The organism is Neorhizobium sp. JUb45 (assembly GCF_004343585.1).
Classification (GTDB): Bacteria; Pseudomonadota; Alphaproteobacteria; order Rhizobiales; family Rhizobiaceae; genus Neorhizobium.
The window spans coordinates 568,442-586,656 of sequence record NZ_SLYW01000001.1 but is presented as its reverse complement, the minus strand read 5'-3'; the positions used below and the strand labels follow the sequence as shown (position 1 = coordinate 586,656).

The following is an 18,215-nucleotide window of genomic DNA, read 5'->3' as shown; positions in this document are numbered from 1 at the left end:
CATTCTGTTTGCGACCATTTTTCACGGCCGGCGGAAGAAAGGCACGTTTTTCACGCTGCCAGACAGGCGTGGACGTTTTCGACACCCGATTCAATCTTTTCAATCGCTTGACTCCGAGTTCATCCACGCATTCCGCGCAGGACTTAAAATCCCGTCTGTTCAACCTCGTCAAAGGAGACGACACATGGCAGACCGCACGACCAATATCTCGATGCCTTTCATCCTGCCGTCGCAGGCGCAGAAACACGTCACCCATAACGAGGCACTGCTGGCCCTCGATGCGATCGTTCATCTCGCCGTCGAAGCCGAGCTGACCGCCCCGCCGGCAGCCCCGGCCGAAGGCGCACGTTTTATCGTGGCGGCAGATGCCGGCGGCGACTGGGCCGGCTATGACGGCCATATCGCTGCCAGGCAGGATGGCGCATGGTCCTTCTTCCGCCCGAAACAGGGCTGGCTCGCATGGTTCACCCCCGAGCAGAAGCTGAAAATTTTCGATGGCTCGGTGTGGAGCACTGTCGATACCGGCAATGCGACCCCCGACATGCTTGGCATCAATACCAGCGCAGACAGCTATAATCGTCTGGCGGTTGCCTCCGAAGCCAGCCTGTTCACCCATGTCGGCCACGGGCATCAGGCAAAGATCAATAAATCCGCCCTCACCGACACGGCAACGCTGCTGTTCCAATCGAACTGGACGGGCCATGCCGAAATTGGTCTTGCCGGCGACAATGATTTTTCGATCAAGGTCAGCAATGGCGCAGACTGGCATACGGCGCTCAAAATTGACCAGAGTGGTGTCATCAACCTGCCTCAAAGGCCGGCTGGCCGCGCCTACAGGAACGATGGCGCCGTGAATCAGACGGATACGATTGACAGCGGTTTTACCGGACTGGACCAGGTACAGGGCGGCGTGGTGCTCGGGTCGCAAATTGGCAGCATCGGCCAGGCCCTCAAGGTTCCGGCAGCCGGTCTTTATCTGATTTCGTTGCTTGTCACTGCCACGAGTTCTTCCGGCCATGTGACCAGTCTCATGATCAACGGCTCAAACCTTATGTTTGGCCTGTGGGCTCCGGCAGCCGCGCCTCTGGGCCTGTCCCACACGCAGGTCGCTTTTCTGGCTGCAGGCGATGAGCTGTCCTTGCGGCATACCGGAACGGCACAGATCTATTTCGCTCCCACCTTGACACAATTGACTGTCGCCATGCTGTGATCCGACTGCCATGGTTTGAACGCATCGACACTTCAAAGTGGTATGAACACGCACAACCCAGAAGAAACATAGAGATACGGATCATCGCCTAAAATTTGAATCAAGGCTGTCATGAAATTGCTGCAATGCAAAAATATCTCAATGAATTCATGACAGCCTTAATTGATCCCTAATCAAGCGGGTTGAGCAGTCCTGAGTATGTGTTATATCAGGATCTAGACAAACGATTGAAAACATAGATAACGCGGGGAACGTCGTGAGCATATCCGATCTCCACAAAAGCGCAGCCTATGCCACCGTCCGGAGTCGCGAGTCCTTCGCGGTTGCGAAAAGCAACAGTCGCGCCGTTGCATTCTCCAAGCCCCGACTGAAACGGGGACACCTCACCGCCAAACGTGCGGTGGATATTTCCGTCTCGCTGATGGCCCTTATCGCCCTGGCACCTCTGCTATTGGCGGTTGCTGTTCTGATCAAGCTCGACAGCAAGGGGCCGGTGCTTTTCCGGCAGACCCGCTGGGGCAAGGATTGCAGCAAGATCAGGGTCTACAAGTTCCGCTCGATGCGCACCGACCTCGGTGACGCGACCGGTGTGGCCCAGACCATCAAGAACGATCCGCGCATCACCAAGCTCGGCGCCATCCTGCGCAAGACCAATATCGATGAACTGCCGCAGCTTCTGAACGTGCTGAAGGGCGACATGTCGCTGGTCGGCCCGCGTTGCCATGCTATCGGCATGCTGGCCGCCGGTATTCCTTACGAGGATCTGGTGCCGGATTATCACCGTCGCCACATGGTCAAGCCCGGCATGACCGGTCTCGCCCAGATGCGCGGCCTGCGTGGTCCGACTGATCGTCCCGGCAAGGCACGTGCCCGCATTGCCTGCGACCTGCATTATATCGACAAGTTTTCCGTCTGGTTCGATATCCGCATCATGGTCGGAACCGTTGTGTCCGAACTGCGTGGCGGCAAGGGTTTCTGACGAAACTGTCCGTCTTCTAATTCCCGGCAAATAAAAAGCGCTCCCTCCAGGGCGCTTTTTTTCTGACTTTTTCCGTTATTGGCTCAACTTTTCCACAGCAGGGACAAAATCCCGTGAACCGCTTAGGTAAATGTTAAAACTGCCGCTCTAGGCTCTCTCACGTGGTCTTGTGTAGTGTAGAGAGTCCAATGACCGAAATGATACGACCCCGAGTTAAATATGTCATCGGACCCGATGGCAGCCCATTGACGATTGCTGACTTGCCCCCGGCCGATACGCGCCGCTGGGTCATTCGTCGCAAGGCTGAAGTGGTTGCTGCAGTCCGCGGTGGCCTGTTGAGCTTGGAAGAAGCCTGTGAGCGTTACACGCTCACAGTAGAAGAATTCCTATCCTGGCAGGCATCGATCAATGATCATGGCCTTGCCGGCCTGAGAACAACCCGTATCCAGCAGTATCGTCACTGACGTCTGTGTTGCCGAATTCGGCCTGCTTTAACCCCTCTCGACCTCAGGGCCGCGAGGGGTTCTGCTTTTTAAGGCGCCGCCTTCTGAGCGCATCGCGATCGACCAGCGGCAGGATCACGCCGGAAATCAGTGTCGAGCCCGCGTAAAACCAGAGGCCCGGTTGGGCAATCGCGGTCGCGAGACCACTGGTTTTTGCCGCGAACACCACGATCGCCACCAGCATCACATCCATCATCGACCATTTCGACAGGTACGGCATCACCCGCCGGAAGCGGCTGCGCGTCGATTGGCCCTCCCCGCGTATCGCGCCCAAAAAAAGCGCCGCGAGTTTGAGGATCGGAAACAGGATGGAAAATCCGCCGACCAGCAAGGCCAGCAAAATATCGCCGCTCGTCCAGAGCGAGGAAACGACGCCGACCAGTGACGGCGTCTTGCTGAAAAAATAAAAACTGTCGAAGCGCATGATCGGCAGAAAAAGGCCGAGCATCAGAAAAACAGCAGCAACAAGTATCCATAAAAATTTCGACAGATGCATCAATCGCTCCAGCCACGTGGTGACCGTATGTAGCGCATGATGTGGTGACAAAACACCCGACAAAAACGACAACGGGCCCGGCAGAATGATCTGCCTGGCCACGTTGGCGATATGGATCCGGCGATAGGCGGCCGGAAACTTTTTTATGCGCGAGCGCGCTGGTTGCCGACGTCGCGTTCTTCCAACGCCGTTGCCTTGGAAAGCTCGGCCTGTGCTTCTTCAAGCACCAGCTCTGCGGAATCCTGCTGGCTTTTCAGCTCGCGGATCGAAACCTGGAGATTATCCGCCCGCTGCCGTGCCGCCTTTGCAAAGGTCGGATAGGCAAAGTGGTTAGGATCGGAAATTCCGGACTTCTTTTCTTCAAGCGTGATCTGGTGTTCCAGCTCTTTCGCCATTCTTTCGAATTCCGCCATCATCATCTGCAACTGCTGCAGCTGTCGGCGCTTGTCATTCACCTGAAATTCTTTCAGGCGAACCAGACTGTCACGCGATTTCATACGCAATACTCCCGTGGATAGCGAGACCCCGGCCAAATTAACAATCGAGCCTGTGTCCGAGTTGTTACACATAGGACCAAAAAAATTTCCACGACGTTAATGAATTTTTCGTCGCGGTAACCTTTCGTTTACGGGCATCGTTAATGATAAGGCCGATCGCTTAAGGGTCAGTAAATGCCATGGTCGATTATTCGACTAACGACAATGACGAGTCGTATGAATCACTTAGCGCAATTTCCTCGCGTTATGATTCACGTTTTGGCGGTGACGGATTCTCAATTGAAATCAGGCCAGTACCAATTTTGTTTAACAAATTCCTGTACCTTGCCAACACGAGTCAGAGTTTGTTAACCATTTGGTGGCAGCCTCCAAATCAGGCAACGACTGGATCCGGTGCGCGTTAGGGGGTTGCAAACCTTTCGCGGCGGTAAAGGGGAAAAACATGCGGGTTCTATTGATCGAAGACGACAGCGCAACGGCTCAGAGCATCGAGCTTATGCTGAAGTCCGAAAGTTTTAACGTTTACACCACCGATCTCGGTGAAGAGGGCGTCGATCTCGGCAAACTCTATGATTACGACATCATCCTTCTGGATCTTAACCTGCCGGACATGTCCGGTTACGAAGTGCTGCGGACGCTGCGCCTCTCGAAGGTTAAGACCCCGATCCTGATCCTGTCGGGCATGGCTGGCATCGAAGACAAGGTACGAGGCCTTGGTTTCGGCGCTGACGATTACATGACCAAGCCGTTCCACAAGGACGAACTGGTTGCTCGTATTCACGCCATCGTTCGTCGTTCCAAGGGCCACGCCCAGTCGATCATCATCACCGGTGAACTGATCGTTAACCTGGACGCCAAGACCGTTGAAGTCGGTGGTCAGCGCGTTCACCTGACGGGCAAGGAATACCAGATGCTGGAGCTGCTTTCGCTCCGCAAGGGTACCACGCTCACCAAGGAAATGTTCCTGAACCATCTTTACGGTGGCATGGACGAGCCGGAACTGAAGATCATCGACGTTTTCATCTGCAAGCTGCGCAAGAAGCTGGCAAATGCGGCCGATGGCGCCAACTACATCGAAACCGTCTGGGGCCGTGGCTATGTGCTGCGCGAACCGGATGGCGCGGAATACGCCGAAACGGCCTGATAGAAATATCGGAATTCCCCTTCCGCAAGGCCCGCGCGATCGTCATCGCGCGGGCCTTTGCACGTTCAGGCAATGGGATACGGCAAGGATGATCGGCCAGACAAAAGGCCGGGCACGTAAAAACGTCCCGGCTTTGTGCGTTTATTCGGAAATCAGGCGGCGATCGACAGATTGGCAAAGACCGACGAGAGGATCTTGCGGTCGAACGGCTTCAGCAGGAAATCGTCGGCACCGGCGCGCTTGCCCTGCATCATCTTGCGCAGATCGGCTTCGATCACGCAGTAATAGATGCGCACCTTGTCACCATTCGGAATCGCACGCACACCGGCGATCAGTTCCAGCGCACCTTCCAGGCCCGCATCGACGATCAGCACGACGGGAAGTTCAGCCTTGCAGCGCTGCAAAGCCTCACCGGCACTTGCCGATTCCGAAACCATGAAGTTGAGTTCGCTGAGGATACGCTTCGCAACGGTCCGGACGATATCGGAACTGTCGGCAATCATCAGACGCTGCATGGTGGACTCCCCAATGGATCCGGCCTTCGATGAAAGCGCCGGGACCTGATCCTAAGGGGAGCTCAGCTAATGAATGGTTACCGTTCGGCGATATAAATCACACGATTGCAGTTTCTGCGATAAACGCAATCTTGTCTTCGAAGACGACGTGCTTGAGATCCATATTGGCCTCTTCCGCCAGCAGCACCGTGTAATAGGGCTGAACCGAATGGGCATCGATCGCCTCTTCGATGCTGCCGGAGCAGATCTCGATGAATTTCGGCGGCACGCGCAACATGCGGCCCTTCGATGTGATGGTGAATTTGGCATCGCCATCCGGGTCTTCGAGCATGATATCGAGGCTGCCGCCGCGCGGGATCGAGCTATAGGCGACCATGAACAGGTTGAGCAGCAGCTTGACGCGGTTCTTCGGGATGATGGCGCGCGGACCGCTCCAGGTCACTTCGACCTTCTTTTCCGCAGCGGCAAATTCCTTGGCAGCCTTTTCGGCTTCACCGGTATCGATCGATGCACCGACCGAGCCGGAGGCACCGAAGGCAAGACGGGCGAACTTGAGGCGAACCGAGGCATTGATGGCCGAGGTACGGATCAGGTCCAGCGCTTCCTCGTCGGTTCCGCCCTCGTCCAGCAGCTCCAAACCATTATTGATGGCGCCGACGGGTGAAATCACATCGTGGCAGACGCGGCTGCACAGGAGCGATGCGAGGTCGGCACCGCTCAAGGTGAGATTGGGGTTCTTCGGCATCGGGAGTTCCTGTTGTTTAAAATGTTACAGCGTCTTTCCTGCGCCATAGAATTGGCGCATGGCGCTGCAATGTCGGCCACGAATGGCGAGAACCTGAGCACGCCAACGTTGCGCGAAAATGACGTCAGCGTTGCGCCTTAAGAACACCATTTTTGGTAAACCGATTGTTAACACCATCGCCTCAAGATGGTTAGACCGCTATATGCGACTTGAATCGATGCGAACCACGGAAAGAACGATGCGCCCGAGCAAATTTTACGCCATCGCCCGCCTGGGTTTTCAGAGCCTGCTTGCCCCTGTTCTTGCAATGCCTCTTGCCCTCCCCACCGTCGCCGCAGCCCAGCAGGGCAGCGAACAGTACACGGCGCAGGAAATCGTCGACGCCGGCCACGGCTTCTTTGGCTCCGCCAGTGGCGGCCTGGCCAAGGTCGTCGAACGCGCCTTCCAGCAATATGGCCTGCCGAATGGCTATATTCTCGGCCAGGAAGGCTCCGGCGCCTTCATTGCCGGCCTCACCTATGGCGAAGGCCAGCTTTATACCAAGAATGCCGGCCAGCATGAAGTCTACTGGCAGGGCCCGTCGCTGGGTATCGATTACGGTGGCCAGGGCACGCGCGCGATGATGCTGGTCTATGATCTTCCGTCCATCCAGGCGCTTTATGCCCGTTACGGCGGCGTCAGCGGTTCGGCCTTCGTCATCGCCGGCGTCGGCATGACCGTACTGAAGAACCAGAATGTGGTGCTGGTGCCGATCCGCACCGGTCTTGGTGCCCGTCTTGGCGTCAATGTCGGCTATCTGAAGCTGACACCAAACCCCACCTGGAATCCCTTCTGATCCCTGTCATCCAACTTTCGCCTTTTCGGCGTGCGATGCGCTTGCCGCCTCGCGCGCCTCATGCTTAGCTGATGTTAGGCAAGAAGACTGCAATAGGCTCGATATTTCAGACTGCGGGATGGCCCTCACGTGATCCAATTTGCCCTGTTGTTCGGCCTCGGCTTTCTGACTGCCGTTCTTTTCGCCATGATTCTGGCGCCTGCCATCCATCGGCGGATCGTGCGCTACACGGAAAACCGCATTCAGGCGACCATGCCGATCAGCCCGCAGGAAGTGCGCGCCCAGCGTGACATGGCGCGCGCGGTCTACGCTGCCGAGAATGCCCGCACCAAACAGGACCTGATCAAGGCACGCGACAACGCCGTTGCCCTGCAGCTGCGCCACGATGGCATCACCGCCGATGCCACCCGCCTTCAGTCGGAAAACCACGAACTGCACATGCAGATCGACGACATGAACACCGAGGCGTCCGATCTGCGGTCGCGCCTGCGCCGCGAGGACGTCTATATCCAGCAATTGCGCGCAGCACTTCAAACGGTCGAGGATGCCGGCGCCGCCAAGGATCTGGAAATCGAAAGCCTGCACAAGCGCGTCATGAAACTCGGCGCCGATCTCGACAATCTCACCATCGATCTGTCCACCCGTGACACCGAAGTCGAGAACCTGAAATTCCGCGTCTCGGCGCTGCGCGAGGAACGTGACGCGATGCGTCATGACGTGAAACTGCTCACCACCCGCGCCAAGGAAGCAGAGACCCGCCTGACGCAGGAAGAGCACCGGGCGCTCAGGCTGGAAGACAAGCTTGCCCGCGAAGTGACCGAGCGCAACGACAAGGAAAACGCGCTGGAGCGCCGTGATCAGGAAATCACCCGCCTTCGCGACAAGGTGAAGACCGCCAATTCGGAAACCCGCGCCGCCAACCGCGCTTTGAAAGCCGCGGGCATCGCCCTGCCCGCACCCAAGAACAAGCAGGAAGACACAGAAACAGAAGAGAAGGCCTCCCCCCTTGTGGCTGACGTGGCAGACAACACCGCCGACCTGTCGGCCATGACACAGGATATCCGCAATCGCGGCACCGCCCTTGGCGAACGCCTGATGAAACCGCGCGGCAAGGCTGGCGACGACGCCATCCGCGCCGAAATGGCCTCGATTGCCGCCAGCATGGTGGCCCTGACGGCCGCGACGGAAGGGCCGTCCTCGCCGGTTCACAAGCTGCTGGAAGCATCGTCTGAGCAATCGGACAATGGCCGCATCAGCCTTGCCGACCGCGCCCGCGAAGCGATTTCAGAACAGACGCAAGACGCGTAAAAATCAGATTTTCTGTTGAATGCGGGCGATTTCGTAAAGCGCGATGCCCGTCGCCATGCCGGCATTGAGGCTGTCGAGGCCGGGCCGCTGCGAGATACGCGCCGTGCTGAAGCGCTTCATCACCGCATCGGGAAGCCCCTCGCCCTCGGTTCCCGTCACCAATGTTATGCCTTGCCTCTCGGCCGGGATATCACGCAGATCGAATGTGCCGGAGGGCGACAGCGCCCAGATCGACAATCCACGCGCCGTCAGCCGTTCCAGCAGCGACAGGATGGTACCGCCGCGCGCATAAGGTACCGACAGCACCGAGCCGACCGATACACGCAGCGCCTTGCGATAGAGCGGATCGCAGCAGGTCTCGTCGAGCAGCACGGCATCGGCACCAAAGGCAGCGGCGTTGCGGAACATGCCGCCGATATTGTCGTGATTGGAAATGCCGCAGGCGGCCACCACCAGCGCCTTGTCCGGCAGGCTGTCGATCAGGCCATCGAGATCCGGTTCAGCCACACGACGGCCGAGCGCCAGAATGCCGCGATGCAGGTGAAAACCGGCAATGGCATCGAGCACCGCGCCGCTCGCCACATAGACAGGTATATCCTCCGGCACGTCGGCCAGAATATCGCGCACGCCCTCGACGCGGTTTTCCAGAAGCAGGATCTTTTCGATCTCGAACGATCCGGCTCCATGCGCGGCAGCCGTCATGCGCAGAACCACCGTGCCTTCGATGATGAAGCGACCCTGCCGCCCGGCAAGGTCGCGTTCCTTGATATCGCGGAATTCCGCGATGCGGGGATCGGCCGGATCCTCGATCCGGGTAAGCCCGTTCCCCTCGACGCGCATCAGTGGCTGCCGACCGTGACGTCGGCGATGATGCGGCCGACGGACAGATCGAAGATCAGCGCCTTGGACGTGCCGTTCAGTGTGCCGAAGAACAGGATCTGGTTGCCCGAATAGGAAACCGACTGCACGACAAAGCCGGCCGGCAGGTTGGCGGTGGCCGAGAGCGGCTGGTCGGCGGGCACAGAAAGGCCACCGGATGTCTGGGTGGTTGCAGCCGTCTGGGGAGCCGGACGCGTGATCTTGTAGACAATGGCGGCGAGGACAGCCATAAAGCAGACCAACAAGATGCCGCCGGACACCAGCTGCAGCTTGATCATCTTGCGACGGATGTTCTCCATTGCCGGATCGAGCGGCTCTTCTGGGCTCTGGTCCTCGATTTCGGCTTTGGTCATGGAACGGTCCTTGCGTCAGATTTTTCAACATCGGATGAATGAATGAACGACCCCTTTAACCAAGGCGAGCAGCCAAGGAAAGTCCTGACCGCCTCAGACGATGCAGAAGGCCGCATCGATGCATGGCTGGCAACCGAACTCGGCGGCGAATTTTCGCGCAATCGCCTCAAGGCGCTGATCGAACAGGGCGCCGTCAGCCTGAATGGCAAACCCTGCACCGAGCCGAAGAAAAAGGTTTCTCCGGGCGACACGATCGAGATCGTCCTGCCCGAACCGGAAGATCCGGAGCCCAAGGGCGAAAACATCCCGCTGGAAGTGCTTTACGAAGACGAAGACGTCATCGTCATCGCCAAGCCGGCAGGTCTCGTCGTCCATCCCGGCGCCGGCAACTGGACCGGCACGCTGGTCAATGCGCTAATCTACCATTGCGGCGACAGCCTGTCGGGCATCGGCGGCGTAAAACGCCCCGGCATCGTCCACCGGCTGGACAAGGACACGTCGGGCGTCATGATCGCCGCCAAGAACGATGCCGCCCATCGCCACCTTTCCGACCAGTTTGCCGATCACGGCCGCACCGGCCCGCTGGAGCGCGCCTATATGGCCGTCGTCTGGGGCCGTCCCAACGGCTTGAAGGGCACGATCGACGCACCGCTCGGCCGCGCCAATGGCGACCGCACCAAACGTGCGGTGAAGAAGGAAAACAGCGACGACGCCCGCCACGCCGTCACGCATTATGAAGTGAGAGAGCGCTTTCACGAAAAGCCCGATGCCACGTCGCTTGCGGCGCTCATCGAATGCCGGCTCGAAACCGGCCGCACGCACCAGATCCGCGTGCACATGGCGCATGTCGGCACCCCGCTGATCGGCGATCAGGATTATGCCGGCGGCTTCAAGACCAAGGTGAACACGCTGCCGGACGAGGCACGGGATGTGGTCAGCCGTTTTCCGCGCCAAGCCCTGCACGCCTTCCTGCTCGCCTTCGAACATCCCCGCACCGGCGAGGTGATGGAGTTCGAAGCGCCGATCCCCGATGACATGGCCGAACTGATCGAAGCACTACGGGCCTGAGGTGTCGCGACACGCGATGACATCATTTACGGCCGGGCTCATTGTCCGGCCGATCCGTTTTAAGGCGATGGAACATGGCCGCCTGGTTTGCGTTTTAGAAACAGTCCGTCACCGCAATCCCTTAACATCACCCGAGCAATCGGCGAGGAAATGCGATAGAAACGGTCCCGAGGAACAGCCGAGCCGGCAAGCGGATTTTTCGATTTTACGCGCGTTGCAAGCTTACGAATTTGTAATGATGTAACGTCACCGTGAAGCATTGAATCACCGTTCAGCCGTACTTATCTGGTATCCGGGTCGGAGTGGGGTTGATGACATGACCCACACCGAAGCGGCTTGCCTGCAAGGGTTTTGATGACGTCCATATACGATGGCGTCAGCCCGAGGGAGCCGGAGAAACGATCAGAAGGGGGTGCTTTATGGCCCGCAACAATCTGCCATCCATTACCGCCGGTGAAGGCGGTCTTAACCGTTATCTCGACGAGATCCGCAAGTTCCCGATGCTGGAGCCGCAGCAGGAATACATGCTCGCGAAGCGTTACGCCGAGCATGGTGACCGCGATGCCGCCCATAGGCTGGTAACCAGTCACCTGCGTCTCGTCGCCAAGATCGCCATGGGTTATCGCGGCTACGGCCTGCCGATCGGCGAAGTCGTGTCCGAAGGCAATGTCGGCCTCATGCAGGCCGTGAAAAAATTCGACCCGGAACGCGGTTTCCGTCTGGCCACCTATGCCATGTGGTGGATCAAGGCCTCGATCCAGGAATATATCCTGCGCTCGTGGTCGCTGGTAAAGATGGGCACGACCGCCAACCAGAAGCGCCTGTTCTTCAATCTGCGCCGCCTCAAGGGCAAGCTGCAGGCCGTCGAGGACGGTGATCTGCGCCCCGATCAGGTCAAGGAAATCGCCACCACGCTGAAAGTGTCCGAGGAAGAAGTCGTTTCGATGAACCGCCGCCTGTCCGGCGACGCATCGCTCAACGCCCCGATCCGCGCCACCGAAGGCGAATCCGGCCAGTGGCAGGATTGGCTGGTGGACGACAGCGAGACCCAGGAACAGGTTCTGGTCGAGCAGGACGAACTCGATACCCGCCGCCGCATGCTCTCAAAGGCGATGGGCGTGCTGAACGAACGCGAACGCCGCATCTTCGAAGCCCGCCGTCTGGCCGAGGACCCGGTCACGCTGGAAGAACTGTCGAGCGAATTCGACATTTCCCGCGAACGCGTCCGCCAGATCGAGGTTCGCGCATTCGAAAAGGTGCAGGAAGCCGTCCGCAAGGAAGCCTTTGCACAGGCACAGGCGCTGCGCGTCGTTGACGCGTAAGCACCTCGAAACACCCAGATATCACGAGCCGCGGCCGTTTGGTCCGCGGCTTTTTTCATGCCCATTCTGTCTCAGCATTGCGACAGTCCGAGAGATGATTGCAAGGCGCCAAACTGACCTGCATCAAGTTCGCATTCCTCCTCCGGTACTAATCTCCCTACATACATGCGCAGATAATGAGGAGACTGAGTGATGAAGGCAGCGCGCTGGTACAAGGCCAAGGACATTCGCGTCGAGGAAGTCACCGAACCCAAGCCCGGGGCCGGACAAGTGAAGATCAAGGTGAAATGGGCCGGCATCTGTGGCAGCGACCTGCACGAATATGTCGCCGGCCCGATCTTCGTTCCCGTCAAGACGCCGCATCCGGTCAGCCACGACATCGCACCGATCGTCATGGGCCACGAATTTTCCGGTGAGGTTTTCGACGTCGGTGAAGGCGTCACCCGCGTCAAGGCCGGTGATCGCGTTGTGGTCGAGCCGATCCTGTTCTGCGGCAAGTGCGACGCCTGCCTGCATGGCAAATACAATCTCTGCGACGATCTTGGATTTCACGGCCTGTCCGGTGGTGGCGGTGGTTTCGCGGCCTACACCACGGTTGGCGAACGCTGGGTCCACAAGATGCCGGAGGGCCTCTCCTTCGAACAGGGCGCGCTGGTCGAACCGGCTGCGGTTGCCCTGCATGCCGTGCGCCTGTCCAGCCTGAAAGCCGGCGGCACCGCCGCCGTATTCGGTGCCGGCCCGATCGGCCTGCTTGTCGTCGAGGCGCTGAAGGTCGCAGGGGCATCCGCCATCCATGTGGTCGAACTGTCGCCACAGCGTGGTGCCAAGGCGCTGGAACTGGGCGCCACCAGCATCATCGATCCGTCCAAGGAAAATGCCGCCGCCCGCATCCGCGAACTGACTCCCGGCGGCGTCGATGTCGCCTTCGAGGTGACCGGCGTGCCCGCCGTGCTGCAGCAATGCATCGATGCGACCCGTTACGAGGGCGAGACGCTGATCGTCTCAATCTGGGAAAAGGAAGCCGCCTTCCAGCCCAATACGGTCGTGCTCAAGGAAAAAAGCCTCAAGGGCACGATCGCCTACCGCGACGTCTTCCCGGCCGTCATGAACCTGATGGTGCAGGGCTATTTTTCCGCCGACAAACTGGTGACCAAGCGCATTGAGCTGGACGACATCGTCACGCAGGGCTTTGACACGCTGGTGGCCGAAAAAAGCCAGATCAAGATCCTGGTCCGCGCGCCTGATTGATAAAAGCAGCTACGACGAACGAAGAACCCGCGGTCGATGCCGCGGGTTCTTTTGTTTGTAGACTACCGCCTGCCGGGCGGCATATTGCGCTGTTCTGCCGCCATCATTTCGCCCAGTGCCGCACGGAAAAAGTCGATCAGCAGAAACACCAGCAGGCTGACGCCCATCACGGGCAGCGCCACGCCGAAGGCAATCGCGACCGCAAACGAAACCACTTTGGCGACCGGCGACAGATAGGAGAAGCTGCGCATCAGCGTGCGCACCGAACCGCCCGGTGCCGGACGGCGCGTCCACCACATGCGATAACCGTAGATGATCATCGCCGTCAGGGCGATGCCGAAGACGGCCATCAGCACCTGATTGGCGATACCGAACAACACGCCCATATGCGCATCGATGCCCCAGCGGATCAGCTTGGCGACGATGGGAAAGCTTTCGAAATCGGCGCGGCTGGTAACGGCAAATGTGTTCGGGTCAACCGCAATCGTATCCACCTGGGTGGGCCAGCTGCGATCATATTCGCTGACGCGAAACGCCTGCCCCTCGGTGCGCGGCGGACGGATCTCGATCATCGGTGAATCGATGCCGACAGCACGGGCGGACGCCACGACGGGATCAAAACGGGCGACCATGTCCTTTTCCGACGCCGCGGCCGCCGTTTCGACAGCAGCCCCCATGCCATGCGCGGCATGTTCGCCCAGAACCGGCGCTTCGGCCGCCGGGTTGAGGGAGGTGGTGATCGCCGGCGTGATCCAGCCGACGGTGTTGCGGAAGACATCGATATTGCCACCCGCCCAGCGCGACCATGTCAGGCCAGTGGCGGACAAGAAGAGGAAACCGATCGCCGTCCACAGCCCGATCACCACATGCAGCCGGCGTGAGCGCTGGTGCGTGCTGACCTTGGCCGAAGCCGATCTCTTCACGCCACGCTGCCAATACCACAAAAGCACGCCGCCGAGGATCGATACCCAAAGCCAGGAGGCGGCAAGCTCGCTGTAATGGCGGCCGATATCGCCGAGCAGCAGATTGCGATGCAGATAATCAAGCGTAATGCGGAATGGCAGGATACCGCTGGTGCCATAGGTGATCAATTCACCCTGATCCGCCAGAGAGGCCGGATCGATGAACACGGTGCGTGTCTCAGATTCGCCGAGACCCGCCTGCGTGAACATCACCCGCGTCGTAAGTCCCGGCTCCGTCGATGGCCGCACGGCAAAAAGTCTCGGTCCCTCGCCGATCGAAGCACGCGCCGCCGCGATCTGCTCGGACAAGGGTCGTGCCGGGCCGTCAGTGCGCGCCACCAACTGGTCGCGATACATCACGGCCTCGATCTGCGGGGTCAGCACATAAAGCGTGCCGGTGATCGCTGCGACAAGCAGAAACGGCCCGACGAACAGGCCGACGTAGAAATGCAATCGGGTGAGAAAGGCGCGGAGAGCTGCGCTATTCGATGACACGGAAGCGTTGACGGGAGCCGAGGTCATGGCAGCACTCCCGAAGTTTGAGCAAACGACACGTGTAGTTTAGGCGGGCGCACGGGCTCCGCCAGCAAGGAACAGGGCATTCAAGCCTCCATAAGAAAAGACAGGCCGGTTCATTGTCCGGCAGCAGCAGTCATCAAATGAAGAAGTGAGGTGGTCCGCGCGCGTCCTTGAAAAGGCCCGCCAGCTGCAGAGTGACATGCGGCGTGAAACGTGCGGTGACATTGTCATTGCGCAGCGGCGGCCAGTGCGGCGCAGGCACGGCCGGAAGATCGGCTGCCGCCACTTGCGCGGCGAACTGGCAGGCGGCGGAACAGCATTCGGGATGCTCGGCCTTGCCGCCCTGCTTGTGATGGGAAGGTTCGACGCCATGAACATCATGGCCTGACGTATCGGTGGAACAGATGATCTGCGCCGCAGCTACCTGCTCGGCCGCCGCCATCGCGCCCAGCGCATGCGCGCCGATCGCGCCGTCCAGCATCATCATGAACGAAAGCAGCAGGGCAAGAACCCCGCCGCTCATTCTGTCCGCGATGATTTTTCTGACGAAACGCATGGTTGTTCCATGCCATTTCGCAAAGCCGCTGTCACTGCGGCAAGTTTGCGTGTGAAAATTTAATCCAAGCGATCAGATCGCGACGGGACGGATGCCGATCGACTGCGAGAAGCGCAGGAGATATCCATCCGGGTCCTGCACCAGAAACTCGCGCGCGCCGCGTTCTTCAGAACCAGCGCGGTACCAGCTTTCCTTCACTGGACGGAACAGCGGCCAATCGGCGGCCTCCAGCGCAGCAGCGATGACGGAAACGTCGGATACCTTCATCTCAAGATTGATGCCACGCCCGAAGGGACGCTCCAGCGGACCGGTCACCCACTCGCCATTCACCTGGCAGATCATGACCTGTGCGGTCTCCCTTTCAAGGAAGGCAAAACCGGCTGCCGGGCGATCATAAACCACATGGAAGCCGAGAAGATCACACCAGAAATGCAGGCTGGCAGCGATGTCGGACACATCGAGTTCCGGCACAAGCGCGTTGAAACCGCGTTCAGGCGGCGCGCCATTTCCGGCCGCAGCATTGCGGCCGGATTGGTCCAGTTGTTTTTTGACTGTGTCGCTCACTGGCCCGTCGAAGGCGTGGCGCTCGACCATTCGCGAATGGCCGTGTTGAAGGCACGAATACCCTCTGGCCCCTTCTGCAGGGTCAACAGTGCGCGGCGGCCGTTGCGATAGGCCAGCGGAATGTCGAGCCAGTTCTTCGAACGCAGCAGTTCCAGATTGGTCGCGCGTGCATCCGGGAAGTCGTTGAGCGCGATCATGTGAAAATCGTCAGTGATCTTGGCCGGAACCGCAACCAGCGGCGTGCCACGATCCTGCTCGGTATCCTTCATGGCAATACGCTGAACGCTGTCGATCGCGCCGCCTTCGAAGTCCGGCGGGACCGAGAAGACAAGTTCGATCAGATGACTTGCCGGCAGTGACGCATCGGTATTGCGCTTGAACGTGACCAGCGCCGTCAGACCACGACCCGGAATGTTGATACGCGCCTGAACGGTCGGTTCCTGGCGGCCGTTTTCACCCGGCTCGTTCTGAAGCGACCATGAAACATTGCCTTCGACGGCGGTCGGAGCCGGCTGACCGAGACGCTCTTCGTAAAGAAACATCTTTTCGCCGCTGACGGCAGCCGTATCGGCCGGGTTGACGGCAGGCGCATTTGCAGCCGGCGTACCACCTGCAACCGGTGCCGCTTCATTTGGCGTTGCGGCCGGTGCGCCAGGAGGGCTGTTGAGCTGGGCAACCGACTGGCCACCACCCGAGGCTGGCGGACCACCGGCACCTTCGTCGACTTCAGTGCCGTTCGACAGCAGGCGCTGCGTGAATTTCTGACCGGCCGCGGTACCGTCGGCCGCAGGCGGTGTCGTACCGTTCGCGGCCTGACCATTGGCAGGCGTCTGCGCCGGTGCCGTGTTGCCACCTGCCGGCGGCGTCTGGCCAGCCGGCGGCGGCGTTGTCGCCTGCTGCGTAGGCTGCGTTGTGTTCGTGCCCGAGGTCTCGGATCCGGTAACGCTTCCGATCAGCTCATCGACCGCATCCCAGTTGGACCACGCCACGTAACCGCCACCACCAACGATGACGAGACCGAGGACGGCAAGAATGAGCGGACCAAAGCTGCGCTTCGGTTTTGGCTTGGCGCGATACGGACGCACCGGCGGCGGCATCATGTCATCATGAAGCTCATCGTCCTGCGTCGCCGGCGCCGTTTCGGCAGCAGCGGCGGCCGCCTTGTTGTAGCCGATCAGCTCTTCGAGATCGTTCCATGGATCGGGATCGGCAGGCTTTGCCTGTCCGGTCGTCGCAGCGGCGGCAACGCCTGCGGCACCGATGGCAGCAACGCCGGGAACGGCTGCCGCATCCGGTTGGCCACGAAGATATTCCGCGAAGGGATCGTTGTCGTCGGGGAAAGCCTGCGCCGGTGCGGCATCGGTCTTCGAGCCGAATTCCGGCAGTTCCGATACCGAAGGCATTCTGGCATCGGCAGCGGCGTTGACCGGCGTTTCGAAATGCGCGTCAAAACTCTCCGCCGCAGGGCGGTCGTCAAACGTCCGCTCGCCAAATGCTGCCGGGGCAACATCGTCCGAATGGCGCGGCAGCTCGACAGGATTGGCCCAGGCTTCAGCCGAGGACAGATCGGGACCGTTGTTAGGCTCAACGGCCTGGAACCAGCTTGGTTCTTCGGCTTTTGCAGGCGTCTCGGCGAAATCCGCCATCGGCTCCACAAGGCGTGACGTCGCATGCTGGGTGTCGCGCTCGCCACCGAAATCCTGCTCGTGAACCTCGTCAAGCGGGCGATGCGGCGCATCCGGATCTTCCGGCCAGATCGAAGTCTGCTCCGGGAAAGTCGGCGCATGGGAAGGGATCAGGCGATCCTGATCATCCGCATAAGCGACAGTTTCCGGAAATTCCGGTTCGCGACGAAACGGTGGTTCGTCGGGATAAGGTGCGGCAACCGGCTCTGCCGGCTCATCCCAGCGTGGGATTTCGGCGGGCGGCACCGCAGCTTCGTACACATCGTCGCGGCGCTCGTCGGCCGTGGCGTCATGTTGAGCGTAGGGCTCTGCGCGGTCTTCCTCGACCGGCGCATCGTAGCGATCCGCATCAGCATAGGCATCGACAGCAGGCGCCGGCTCGTAAACCGGCGGTTCATACGCGGCAGGCTCGTATACAGGCGGCTCGTAGGCATCGTCTGCCCGCTCGGCATGCTGATAGGCACTGTCCGAATAGGACGAAGCGGCATCATCCACGATCGGCGCGGCGGCCGGCTCAGGCTCGCGAACCGGATCGACGGTTTCCTGCGCAAATGCAGCCGGGGCCAGAACGGGCGCGTCAGCCGGCTCCGATGCCGGCAATGCTTCCGCATGCTCGGCCTCGACGGAGGTGATCGCCGCTTCCAGCTTGTCCATCTGGCGGCGGAGCATGTCGTCCGACGGGCGCGGCTTCATGTTCTCGAGCTGCCGCTGAACAGCACCGCGCGCCTTGTCATACACCCGCAGCCGCATCTCGGGAGTATTGTTCGCCAGACCGTCTACGGTCCGGCGAATAACCGCTACAAAATCAGCCATCGATACTTTCTCTT

Annotated in this window: 19 protein-coding genes; 9 read left to right on the top strand and 10 right to left on the bottom strand. The window is 59.8% G+C overall.

What is annotated here, in order from left to right; translation table 11 throughout:
* Positions 1-184: 184 nt before the first annotated feature.
* The 3 genes from EDF70_RS02785 to EDF70_RS02775 all read left to right on the top strand — a co-directional run bounded on the left by EDF70_RS02785 (position 185) and on the right by EDF70_RS02775 (position 2,653).
* On the top strand, positions 185-1,210 hold the full coding sequence (locus tag EDF70_RS02785) for a DUF2793 domain-containing protein (RefSeq protein WP_165931926.1): 1,026 nt from the start codon (positions 185-187) through the stop codon (positions 1,208-1,210).
* 256 nt (positions 1,211-1,466) lie between these two features.
* Positions 1,467-2,189 carry a sugar transferase gene (locus EDF70_RS02780; protein ID WP_132271709.1) on the top strand — a complete coding sequence of 241 codons (723 nt, stop codon included), beginning with the start codon at positions 1,467-1,469 and terminating at the stop codon, positions 2,187-2,189.
* Positions 2,190-2,377: 188 nt separating this feature from the next.
* Positions 2,378-2,653 (top strand): DUF1153 domain-containing protein, encoded by a 276-nt coding sequence (locus tag EDF70_RS02775; protein WP_112733674.1) that lies wholly within the window; start codon positions 2,378-2,380, stop codon positions 2,651-2,653.
* A gap of 43 nt (positions 2,654-2,696) precedes the next feature.
* On the opposite strand, the gene EDF70_RS02770 is transcribed toward EDF70_RS02775, so the two are convergent.
* Both EDF70_RS02770 and EDF70_RS02765 read right to left on the bottom strand, forming a co-directional pair.
* The gene (locus EDF70_RS02770) at positions 2,697-3,290 is read right to left on the bottom strand and encodes a paraquat-inducible protein A (protein ID WP_245519015.1); all 594 of its coding nucleotides are present in this window, start codon (positions 3,288-3,290) and stop codon (positions 2,697-2,699) included.
* Between the two features lie 41 nt (positions 3,291-3,331).
* Positions 3,332-3,685: a flagellar export protein FliJ gene (locus EDF70_RS02765; protein ID WP_132271708.1), complete on the bottom strand. Its 354-nt coding sequence runs from the start codon at positions 3,683-3,685 to the stop codon at positions 3,332-3,334.
* 442 nt (positions 3,686-4,127) lie between these two features.
* On the opposite strand from EDF70_RS02765, the gene ctrA reads away from it, so the two are divergent.
* Positions 4,128-4,829 carry a cell cycle two-component system response regulator CtrA gene (gene ctrA, locus EDF70_RS02760; RefSeq protein ID WP_112733668.1) on the top strand — a complete coding sequence of 234 codons (702 nt, stop codon included), beginning with the start codon at positions 4,128-4,130 and terminating at the stop codon, positions 4,827-4,829.
* A gap of 152 nt (positions 4,830-4,981) precedes the next feature.
* Here the strand turns inward: ctrA and EDF70_RS02755 are convergent, their stop codons facing one another.
* Together EDF70_RS02755 and EDF70_RS02750 are read right to left on the bottom strand one after the other, a co-directional pair.
* Positions 4,982-5,344 carry a response regulator gene (locus EDF70_RS02755; protein ID WP_132271707.1) on the bottom strand — a complete coding sequence of 121 codons (363 nt, stop codon included), beginning with the start codon at positions 5,342-5,344 and terminating at the stop codon, positions 4,982-4,984.
* A gap of 97 nt (positions 5,345-5,441) precedes the next feature.
* Entirely contained in the window at positions 5,442-6,089 is a 648-nt protein-coding gene (locus tag EDF70_RS02750; RefSeq protein ID WP_132271706.1) for a histidine phosphotransferase family protein, read from the bottom strand.
* Positions 6,090-6,327: 238 nt separating this feature from the next.
* Between EDF70_RS02750 and EDF70_RS02745 the strand changes: the two genes are divergently transcribed.
* Positions 6,328-6,924, top strand: coding sequence for an EipA family protein (locus tag EDF70_RS02745; protein ID WP_132271705.1), 597 nt, complete (start codon positions 6,328-6,330; stop codon positions 6,922-6,924).
* A 129-nt stretch (positions 6,925-7,053) separates the two neighbouring features.
* Positions 7,054-8,232, top strand: coding sequence for a hypothetical protein (locus EDF70_RS02740; RefSeq protein WP_132271704.1), 1,179 nt, complete (start codon positions 7,054-7,056; stop codon positions 8,230-8,232).
* A gap of 3 nt (positions 8,233-8,235) precedes the next feature.
* On the opposite strand, the gene EDF70_RS02735 is transcribed toward EDF70_RS02740, so the two are convergent.
* The gene (locus EDF70_RS02735) at positions 8,236-9,072 is read right to left on the bottom strand and encodes an RNA methyltransferase (protein WP_132271703.1); all 837 of its coding nucleotides are present in this window, start codon (positions 9,070-9,072) and stop codon (positions 8,236-8,238) included.
* Positions 9,072-9,464 carry a hypothetical protein gene (locus EDF70_RS02730; RefSeq protein WP_132271702.1) on the bottom strand — a complete coding sequence of 131 codons (393 nt, stop codon included), beginning with the start codon at positions 9,462-9,464 and terminating at the stop codon, positions 9,072-9,074. The genes EDF70_RS02735 and EDF70_RS02730 overlap by 1 nt, the downstream gene beginning before the upstream one ends.
* Before the next feature lie 42 nt (positions 9,465-9,506).
* On the opposite strand from EDF70_RS02730, the gene EDF70_RS02725 reads away from it, so the two are divergent.
* The 3 genes from EDF70_RS02725 to EDF70_RS02715 all read left to right on the top strand — a co-directional run bounded on the left by EDF70_RS02725 (position 9,507) and on the right by EDF70_RS02715 (position 13,102).
* Positions 9,507-10,532: an RluA family pseudouridine synthase gene (locus tag EDF70_RS02725; RefSeq protein WP_132271701.1), complete on the top strand. Its 1,026-nt coding sequence runs from the start codon at positions 9,507-9,509 to the stop codon at positions 10,530-10,532.
* Between the two features lie 419 nt (positions 10,533-10,951).
* The gene (gene rpoH / locus EDF70_RS02720; protein ID WP_132271700.1) at positions 10,952-11,854 is read left to right on the top strand and encodes an RNA polymerase sigma factor RpoH; all 903 of its coding nucleotides are present in this window, start codon (positions 10,952-10,954) and stop codon (positions 11,852-11,854) included.
* A gap of 192 nt (positions 11,855-12,046) precedes the next feature.
* Complete coding sequence (locus EDF70_RS02715; protein ID WP_132271699.1) at positions 12,047-13,102, top strand: 2,3-butanediol dehydrogenase; 1,056 nt, start codon at positions 12,047-12,049, stop codon at positions 13,100-13,102.
* Positions 13,103-13,164: 62 nt separating this feature from the next.
* Here the strand turns inward: EDF70_RS02715 and EDF70_RS02710 are convergent, their stop codons facing one another.
* From EDF70_RS02710 to EDF70_RS02695, 4 genes are all read right to left on the bottom strand, one after another.
* Positions 13,165-14,586 carry a PepSY domain-containing protein gene (locus EDF70_RS02710; RefSeq protein WP_132271698.1) on the bottom strand — a complete coding sequence of 474 codons (1,422 nt, stop codon included), beginning with the start codon at positions 14,584-14,586 and terminating at the stop codon, positions 13,165-13,167.
* A gap of 133 nt (positions 14,587-14,719) precedes the next feature.
* The gene (locus tag EDF70_RS02705) at positions 14,720-15,139 is read right to left on the bottom strand and encodes a DUF2946 family protein (RefSeq protein WP_132271697.1); all 420 of its coding nucleotides are present in this window, start codon (positions 15,137-15,139) and stop codon (positions 14,720-14,722) included.
* Between the two features lie 72 nt (positions 15,140-15,211).
* Entirely contained in the window at positions 15,212-15,703 is a 492-nt protein-coding gene (locus tag EDF70_RS02700) for a VOC family protein (RefSeq protein WP_245519013.1), read from the bottom strand.
* On the bottom strand, positions 15,700-18,201 hold the full coding sequence (locus EDF70_RS02695; protein ID WP_132271696.1) for a hypothetical protein: 2,502 nt from the start codon (positions 18,199-18,201) through the stop codon (positions 15,700-15,702). Before EDF70_RS02695 ends, EDF70_RS02700 begins: the two co-directional genes overlap by 4 nt.
* Between the last annotated feature and the right edge of the window lie 14 nt (positions 18,202-18,215).

Bases quoted from the DNA above. Each gene is read 5' to 3' on its own strand.
- EDF70_RS02775 (WP_112733674.1), top strand. From the start codon at position 2,378: ATGACCGAAATGATACGACCCCGAGTTAAATATGTCATCGGACCCGAT.
- EDF70_RS02715 (WP_132271699.1), top strand. From the start codon at position 12,047: ATGAAGGCAGCGCGCTGGTACAAGGCCAAGGACATTCGCGTCGAGGAA.
- EDF70_RS02705 (WP_132271697.1), bottom strand. From the start codon at position 15,139: ATGCGTTTCGTCAGAAAAATCATCGCGGACAGAATGAGCGGCGGGGTT.
- rpoH (WP_132271700.1), top strand. From the start codon at position 10,952: ATGGCCCGCAACAATCTGCCATCCATTACCGCCGGTGAAGGCGGTCTT.
- EDF70_RS02710 (WP_132271698.1), bottom strand. From the start codon at position 14,586: ATGACCTCGGCTCCCGTCAACGCTTCCGTGTCATCGAATAGCGCAGCT.
- EDF70_RS02730 (WP_132271702.1), bottom strand. From the start codon at position 9,464: ATGACCAAAGCCGAAATCGAGGACCAGAGCCCAGAAGAGCCGCTCGAT.
- EDF70_RS02745 (WP_132271705.1), top strand. From the start codon at position 6,328: ATGCGCCCGAGCAAATTTTACGCCATCGCCCGCCTGGGTTTTCAGAGC.
- EDF70_RS02725 (WP_132271701.1), top strand. From the start codon at position 9,507: ATGAACGACCCCTTTAACCAAGGCGAGCAGCCAAGGAAAGTCCTGACC.
- EDF70_RS02750 (WP_132271706.1), bottom strand. From the start codon at position 6,089: ATGCCGAAGAACCCCAATCTCACCTTGAGCGGTGCCGACCTCGCATCG.
- EDF70_RS02765 (WP_132271708.1), bottom strand. From the start codon at position 3,685: ATGAAATCGCGTGACAGTCTGGTTCGCCTGAAAGAATTTCAGGTGAAT.
- EDF70_RS02695 (WP_132271696.1), bottom strand. From the start codon at position 18,201: ATGGCTGATTTTGTAGCGGTTATTCGCCGGACCGTAGACGGTCTGGCG.
- EDF70_RS02755 (WP_132271707.1), bottom strand. From the start codon at position 5,344: ATGCAGCGTCTGATGATTGCCGACAGTTCCGATATCGTCCGGACCGTT.
- EDF70_RS02785 (WP_165931926.1), top strand. From the start codon at position 185: ATGGCAGACCGCACGACCAATATCTCGATGCCTTTCATCCTGCCGTCG.
- EDF70_RS02735 (WP_132271703.1), bottom strand. From the start codon at position 9,072: ATGCGCGTCGAGGGGAACGGGCTTACCCGGATCGAGGATCCGGCCGAT.
- ctrA (WP_112733668.1), top strand. From the start codon at position 4,128: ATGCGGGTTCTATTGATCGAAGACGACAGCGCAACGGCTCAGAGCATC.